Annotated in this window: 1 protein-coding gene; it reads right to left on the minus strand. The window is 57.9% G+C overall.

Going from position 1 to position 447, the window contains the following annotated elements; translation table 11 throughout:
- Nucleotides 1-447 (minus strand): cbb3-type cytochrome c oxidase subunit I (locus EN914_RS38055; protein WP_206527365.1); only part of this gene is annotated, 447 nt, incomplete at both ends.

Raw genomic sequence — 447 nt, forward strand, 5'->3', positions numbered from 1 at the left:
CCGCCGATGACGAAGATGAAGAAGAAGCCGAAGACGAACAGCAACGGAGTTCGGATCACCGGTCTGCCGTCCCATAATGTTGCCAGCCAGCAGAAGATCTGTACGCCGTTCGGGATGGCGATCATCATGCTGGATGCGGTGAAGAAGCTGGCGCCAAGCTTTGGCAGGCCGGTGGCGAACATGTGATGGACCCAAAGCCCGAACGAAAGGAAGCCGACCGCGATCAGCGACAGGACCAGCCCGAGATGACCGAATGTCGGTCGCCTGGCGAAAACAGGAATGATCGAGGACACCATGCCCGTCGCCGGCAGGAAGATGATGTAAACTTCCGGATGGCCGAAGAACCAGAAGAGGTGTTGGAACAGCAGAGCATCCCCACCTTCGGCCGGGTTGAAGATGTGCGTGCCAACCAGCCGGTCAAGGATCAGGAAAGTCGAGGTGATCATC

The sequence above is a fragment of the Mesorhizobium sp. M7A.F.Ca.CA.001.08.2.1 genome, assembly GCF_003998455.1.
Lineage (GTDB): Bacteria > Pseudomonadota > Alphaproteobacteria > Rhizobiales > Rhizobiaceae > Mesorhizobium > Mesorhizobium ciceri.